Origin of the sequence: Anoxybacillus sp. CHMUD (genome assembly GCF_013096965.1) — a bacterium.
In the GTDB taxonomy this organism is placed as follows: Bacteria; Bacillota; Bacilli; order Bacillales; family Anoxybacillaceae; genus Anoxybacillus; species Anoxybacillus kestanbolensis_A.
Map to the genome: position 1 here is coordinate 130,818 of NZ_SDLG01000008.1, position 6,236 is coordinate 137,053.

Annotated in this window: 4 protein-coding genes and 1 pseudogene; all 5 read left to right on the top strand. The window is 39.2% G+C overall.

Going from position 1 to position 6,236, the window contains the following annotated elements:
• Positions 1 to 108: 108 nt before the first annotated feature.
• Positions 109 to 2,049, top strand: coding sequence for a hypothetical protein (locus tag ETB99_RS07880; RefSeq protein WP_171700341.1), 1,941 nt, complete (start codon positions 109 to 111; stop codon positions 2,047 to 2,049).
• Positions 2,039 to 2,884 (top strand): hypothetical protein, encoded by an 846-nt coding sequence (locus ETB99_RS07885; protein ID WP_171700342.1) that lies wholly within the window; start codon positions 2,039 to 2,041, stop codon positions 2,882 to 2,884. The genes ETB99_RS07880 and ETB99_RS07885 overlap by 11 nt, the downstream gene beginning before the upstream one ends.
• 1 nt (position 2,885) lies before the next feature.
• Positions 2,886 to 3,656, top strand: a complete 771-nt coding sequence (locus tag ETB99_RS15015) for a DUF6339 family protein (protein ID WP_253263585.1) — start codon at positions 2,886 to 2,888, stop codon at positions 3,654 to 3,656.
• A 365-nt stretch (positions 3,657 to 4,021) separates the two neighbouring features.
• On the top strand, positions 4,022 to 5,944 hold the full coding sequence (locus ETB99_RS07900) for a 3'-5' exonuclease (protein WP_171700343.1): 1,923 nt from the start codon (positions 4,022 to 4,024) through the stop codon (positions 5,942 to 5,944).
• 164 nt (positions 5,945 to 6,108) lie between these two features.
• A pseudogene (locus ETB99_RS07905) lies at positions 6,109 to 6,236 on the top strand (transposase); the annotation flags it as partial.

The following is a 6,236-nucleotide window of genomic DNA, read 5'->3' on the forward strand; positions in this document are numbered from 1 at the left end:
TAAACATCAGATACAGAAAGTTTTTTGTTATGGAATTGGATAAAATTGTGGTGCGTATTTAAGATTTTTTTGATAATACTATACTGCTCGGAGATTTGGAGGATATATATGAATACATTTTGGCATTTTCCTGCCGCAACGGGTGGATTAATTAATTCCATTAATCATGCCGGGCTGGAAACTTTTAGAGGAAACGCTCTAGAGTCATTAACAAGAGAAATCTGTCAAAATTCTTTAGATGCCGTAAAAAATGAAAACAATCCTGTTATTGTAGAGTTCAGTAGTTTTACAACGGATATGAATAAAGTACCTGGCATTAACGAGTTAAAAGATGTGTTTCTGAAATGCCAAGAAACGTGGAAGGGAAAAAACCAACAATGTGAGTATTTTTTAGAAAACGCATTACAGATCGTTCAACAACCTACTATACAAATTTTGCGAATCAGCGATTTTAATACAAAGGGGCTTGAAGGAGCGAAAGAAGGGGAACTAGGATCTCCATGGAGCTCATTAGTAAAGGAAGCAGGGTCATCGAATAAGCATGAAAGCTCCGGTGGCAGTTTTGGCATTGGGAAATCGGCTCCTTTCTTGAACTCTAAATTGCGGACGTTATTTTATTCTTCTCTTGATATCACGGACTATGAATCATTTATCGGCGTAGCCAATATCATGTCTTTCAAAAAGAATCCAAACGAGATCACGTTAGGGAATGGTTATTACACGCATAACGAAAATTCCAATGCAATTCCTCAGCAATTATTTTTAGAGCCCGGTTTTGTCAGAAAAGATACCGGAACGGATATATATGTAACGGCATTTGAGCCTGGCGAAGATTGGGAACAACAAATCATTAAATCGGTGTTGCATAACTTCTTTATCACGATTTATAAGAAAAAATTGGTGGTTCGAATCAATGATTTTGAAATTAGTGACAAGAATATTGCACAATTAATTAGCGATTTAGAGGATACGGAAGAAAATCGACATTTGCAGCATTACTTCCATCTACTTACTTCCGATCAAACAATCAAAGTCGCTTATCCAGCCCAAAGGTATAAGCAAGGAATCTCTTTTGCCGAAGGGGAAGCCACGTTATATTTGATGAACGGCGAAGATTTAAATAGACGCGTGCTGATGACGCGAACGACTGGTATGCGTCTTTTTGAACAAAAAAATATTAGCGGCAGTATCTCTTTTACTGGAATATTGATGATTACAGGAAAAAACATGAATACGATTTTTAAGCAAATGGAAAATCCCGCTCATAATGAATGGTCGCCTGAGCGCTATGAAAAAGACCCTAAATTAGCGAAAAAAGTTTATGCGGATTTAAGGTCTTTTATTAGAAACGCGGTAAAAGAACATTTTCAAGAAAAAATTACAGACAGCATGGATGCGATCGGTTTGAGCGATTTTCTCCCTAACAAAAAGCTGGTCAACATGCAGGGAGTTAATAAAACAGAATCTCTCCATTCAAGCATTAAACAGATTTTGAAAAAAGAAATCAAGGAAGAGAGTAGGAAAGCCACAAGGCAAAGAGGTCTCACCACCGAAGATGTTGAGGCCCAATTATCCGGAGAATATGGGATTACCCCGACTGGAGAGGAAGGAGGAAACGGATCGGGAAAACATAGTGGCGGGGGAGATAGCGGAGGCGGAGTTCAAAATCCCGGCGGCCAAAATCAATTGGATAAAGGCATGACTGGCGGCTTTGATCGACAAAGGCAGCAGAAACGAAGCAGTGAACCGATTCAAATTGCGCAAAGATATGTTTGTATTGACAAAGAACGAGGAAAGTATCGTTTTGTCATTACGGCGAAAAAAGCGATTGAAAAGGGTCGGCTCATCTTTAAAGTGATCGGGGAACAGAACGACTTTGATTTACCGATTCAAAACGCGACAACCGACGATCCAAATGTGACAGTGGAAAAATACGGCGCCAACAAAATCGATCTTCACTCAATTCCGGCCAAGAAGCCTTTTATTATCAATGTGGAAATCGAATATCCGAATTATTGCGTCATGGAGGTGGAGCTGTATGAAAATTAACGTCTCATATCCATACCCAGTATTGTATATGAACAACGATGATTACAAACAAACGAGTTTCTCCACCAAAATGGATGTCAAAGAAGAATTCGGCGAAGTAAAAATCGAGGCGCATTTTTATTTGGATAATCTGGAGATTAAAAGATTGATAGAGAACCGTTCCTGCGTATACTTAATTCACGTCGAATGTTCGCAAACGAGCTATCGGAAAGCGTTCGAAACGCATCAGGAACGTCTGGAAATTTCAATCCCGACCCACCAATTAAGAGGAAAGATTGTGCTTCATTCGTTTGTCATCGCAAAAGAAGCGATTCACAATTATACGAATGAATATTTAAATGACTGGTATAAAGGCATTCCATTGACGTTTGAAAAAGGAAATATACTCGCAATCGGAGAGGCGATCGAAACAACGCTCATTGATGATCATACCGAGTTTTTGAATTTGCCTTCTATTGTGACGGTCACAAAATCTCTTAAAAATGATTATATGGATGTCGATATCCATTCGAATAATATTACGATTTATTTACCGGAGTACGAGTATCACCAATATGCCATGAGCGCCCATTCGCCACTGAAAAATACGATATTGGCGGCAGTCATCGTTCCGGCTTTAGTCTATGTTTTCTCTAAAATTAGCGAAGCGAACGGGGATTTGGAGGAATATACGTGGTATCAAGTGTTAGAAAAAATTTTCCAAGAAAATAATTATCGATTAGAAGACGTGGGAACGGACGTGTTATCGCCGCTAAAAGCGGCACAGCTCGTTTTAAGAAAACCTCTGAAAGCGAGTTTTGAAGAAATCGAAAAGCTTCATAGAACGGAGGATTAACTTGAAGTTAAAATTCATCTCGGATGAAACATTAATGGATTTAAGGGGCAATTACGATTCTTATAAGGAACATTACTACAATGAAGATCATGAATGGTTTGACAACTATTTGAAAGAAGAGGGAAAGGTGCTCGAATCCAACATCCCGTTTGAAATGCCTGCGTTGAATATGGAAGCGGACTACGCCATTAGCGACAAAGAAAACGTCAAAGCGATCTATGAAGCGTTAAAACACTTGACGGTGAATCAAGCGACGCAAGAAAGGCTTTGGGCCGGGCTTGCACACTTGCAGTTGAGGGAATTTGCTTTTTATCGATTAAAGAAAGATCTGGAAAACAAAAACGACAAACGCATAAATACAGCTTTATTTTTCAAAAACGGAAATAAGCGTTCGTTATTTGTGCACATTTTAGCCCGGCTTTGGTGGGTCGGCTATATGACATATGATGAATCGAACAAACAAGATCCTTATTGGTTAACGAATTTCTTTTGCAGCAAAGATTTTTCAGCAAGAAGCGTTATATTCTTTTCCAGCAACTTCACTTCCAATCGTACGATCACGAAAGGAATCCTAAAATGCCTATTCGGACTTGAGGAAAATGGCATTGAAATTAAGCGGGACCATTTTGTTCAGGCTAATAAATATTTAAATATCGTTGGTGGGGCGATGATTTTGGATATGCTCACAGAGGAAGAAGTAGAGGAGATGGTGGGCAAGTATTTGTTGAAGCACTTTGGGTATCAGTTAGGTGATAACAAGGTGCGTTTGTGAATCACTAAAAACGTAGAGGGGGTTGCCTGGGATCACATTCAGGAAGAGACAAGAAGAATTTTGCCATGGGTCGCCCCTTTTTCAATTTATTGAGGGAATAGTTTTTTAGGTTGATCATATTATAGTACACTCAACAATGGACTTGCATGGAAGGAAAGAGACATATAGAAAGAACTTTGATTCATTGTGTTGATTGGTTTATCCTTAATAACAAATAGTCATGTATTACTTAGGACGCCCACTCTGCTTTTGAGTGGGCAATTTTCATTGATAGATATAAGAAATTTTCACTCTTTTATCTACAATATTCCTAATCTCATATTATAATAGGATAAAAATCCTATTTTCCACTGGAGCTGGTTGAGATGGCGTACACGATTCCGGAAACGATTCGTTCGAGTGCAACAGCAGGGGAGCGGTTGTTGTTTCGAACGCTAAAAACGTATTTACCAGATGACTATATTGTCTATTATGAACCGGAGATTCGGGGGAGACGACCGGATTTTGTCATTATTGGCCCCGATTTAGGGCTTGTTGTGCTTGAGGTGAAAGATTATACATTGTCGACGTTGTTTCATTTGAATAATGATGAATGGACGATTGTAAATAGCGCTGGCGAGCAGGCGACAGTAAAAAGCCCGTTTAAGCAAGCGAGAGATAACGCATTTCACATTGTTGATGTGTTAAAAAAAGACAAAAATTTAGTCCACTTAGAAGGAAAGTATCAGTTTCAGTTAAAGTTTCCTTACGGTTATGGGGTTGTGTTTACAAGAATCTCGCAAAAAGATTTAGTGAAAAAGCAATTGTATCCAGTTATTGATCCGAATTTTTGTCTGTTGCGGGATGAAATTGATCCAGACAAAGAAACATTTAGCGAAGAAGTGTTGTTTGAAAAAATATGGAATATGTTTGTCATTCCGTATCGATTGCGCACGCCGTTAACGAAAGAGGAAATTGATGCGATCCGTTATCACCTTTTTCCAGAGGTGCGCATCAGCGCGGAGTTTCGTCCACCTACGCCATATCAAGATCAAGTGCTTTTATCCCTTCATGACATTAAAGCGATGGATTTGCATCAAGAAAACTTAGCAAAACAGCTTGGAGATAAAAACCGTCTGATTCGCGGAGTAGCAGGAAGCGGAAAGACGCTTATTTTAGCTAGTCGCGCAAAACTGTTGGCGAAACAACATCCCGATTGGAAAATTTTAATTTTGTGTTATAACATTTCGCTAGCGCAGGGGATTCGACAAATGCTTGCGCACATGTTAAGTGAACCTGATTCGTTATTCGATTTTGATTTTACGAAAGAAAATGCGATGGCAAACACAGCGAGTGAGCAAATTATCGTACGCAACTTTCACGAATGGTTGAAACATGATTTAAAAATATCAGAACAACAAATTCCGCACATATTAGAAAAGATTGATAAAAAAGAAGCGATTTTGCCGATGTATGACGCTATTTTAATCGACGAAGGACAAGACTTTTCTTCCGAATGGCTTGCGCTCGTTAGTAAGCTACTAAACCCAGAAACACAATCGCTTCTTCTTGTGGAAGATCGTGCACAGACGATTTATAGACGAAAACGCTCATATGTGCAAGATACGGGATTAAGTTTTCAAGGTCGTTCAAAAGTATTGACGATTAACTATCGCAATACGGCACAAATTGTGAAATTTGCGTGGGATTTTTATCGTGAACATTCGGTATTAAGTGATAAAGTTGCCCAACGCGAGTTTGAAGGAGAAATTATTGCCCCGCAAAGCACGCGGCGGAAAGGACCGGAGCCGGCTATTGTGAAAGCAGCAAGCTTTGGACAAGAGATGCAACTTGTTGCAAGGCAAATAAAACGATTGCATGACGAGAAGAACGTACCTTACTCGGAAATGCTTATTTTGTATCGGGTGAAACGAACGTATAAACAAAATATTATTGGGGTTATTCAGCGGGCGTTGGAAAAAGAGCAAGTGCCTTATTACTGGCTGACAGAAGATGAAACAACAAAGCGGAAGTTTTCCCGTGATGAAGAAACAGTTAAAATTAGCACAATTGAAAGTAGTAAAGGACTCGATTTCCAAGCTGTTTTTATCGTCAATGTTGACAATATGCCATTTGCGCTTGAAGAAGATCGTGAGAGAGAAGTTTCGTTGTTGTATATCGGCATGACGAGAGCGAAAGAATACTTATGCTTGTCTTATTCGGGGGAGTCCGAATTTACACAGTATTTCGAGCAAGTTCGCACGAGCAGATTGCAGAAGAAAAAGGAAGAAAAAGCAAATGGTTCGTAACTTTGTTCTTTTGAAAGGAGAATTTCATGGGACGATCCCAAATAACCAGAATTATACGATCGTGAGGAACAACTTCTTGAAGAGCTAAATAGTGGTGAGGCAAAAGATTGGATTTATCATGAAATTGTCGATGTGTATGAAGAAATATGCCGTCGTTTATGGGGGAAGCGTTTAAAGGGAAAAGCAGTCGAATATTAAGGGAGAAATATCCTTCGTTAAAAAGCAGACTACCGTCGCTATGGACACGAAGTTATTTTTGTTGTACTGTCGGCTATATTTCAGAAGAAGCGGT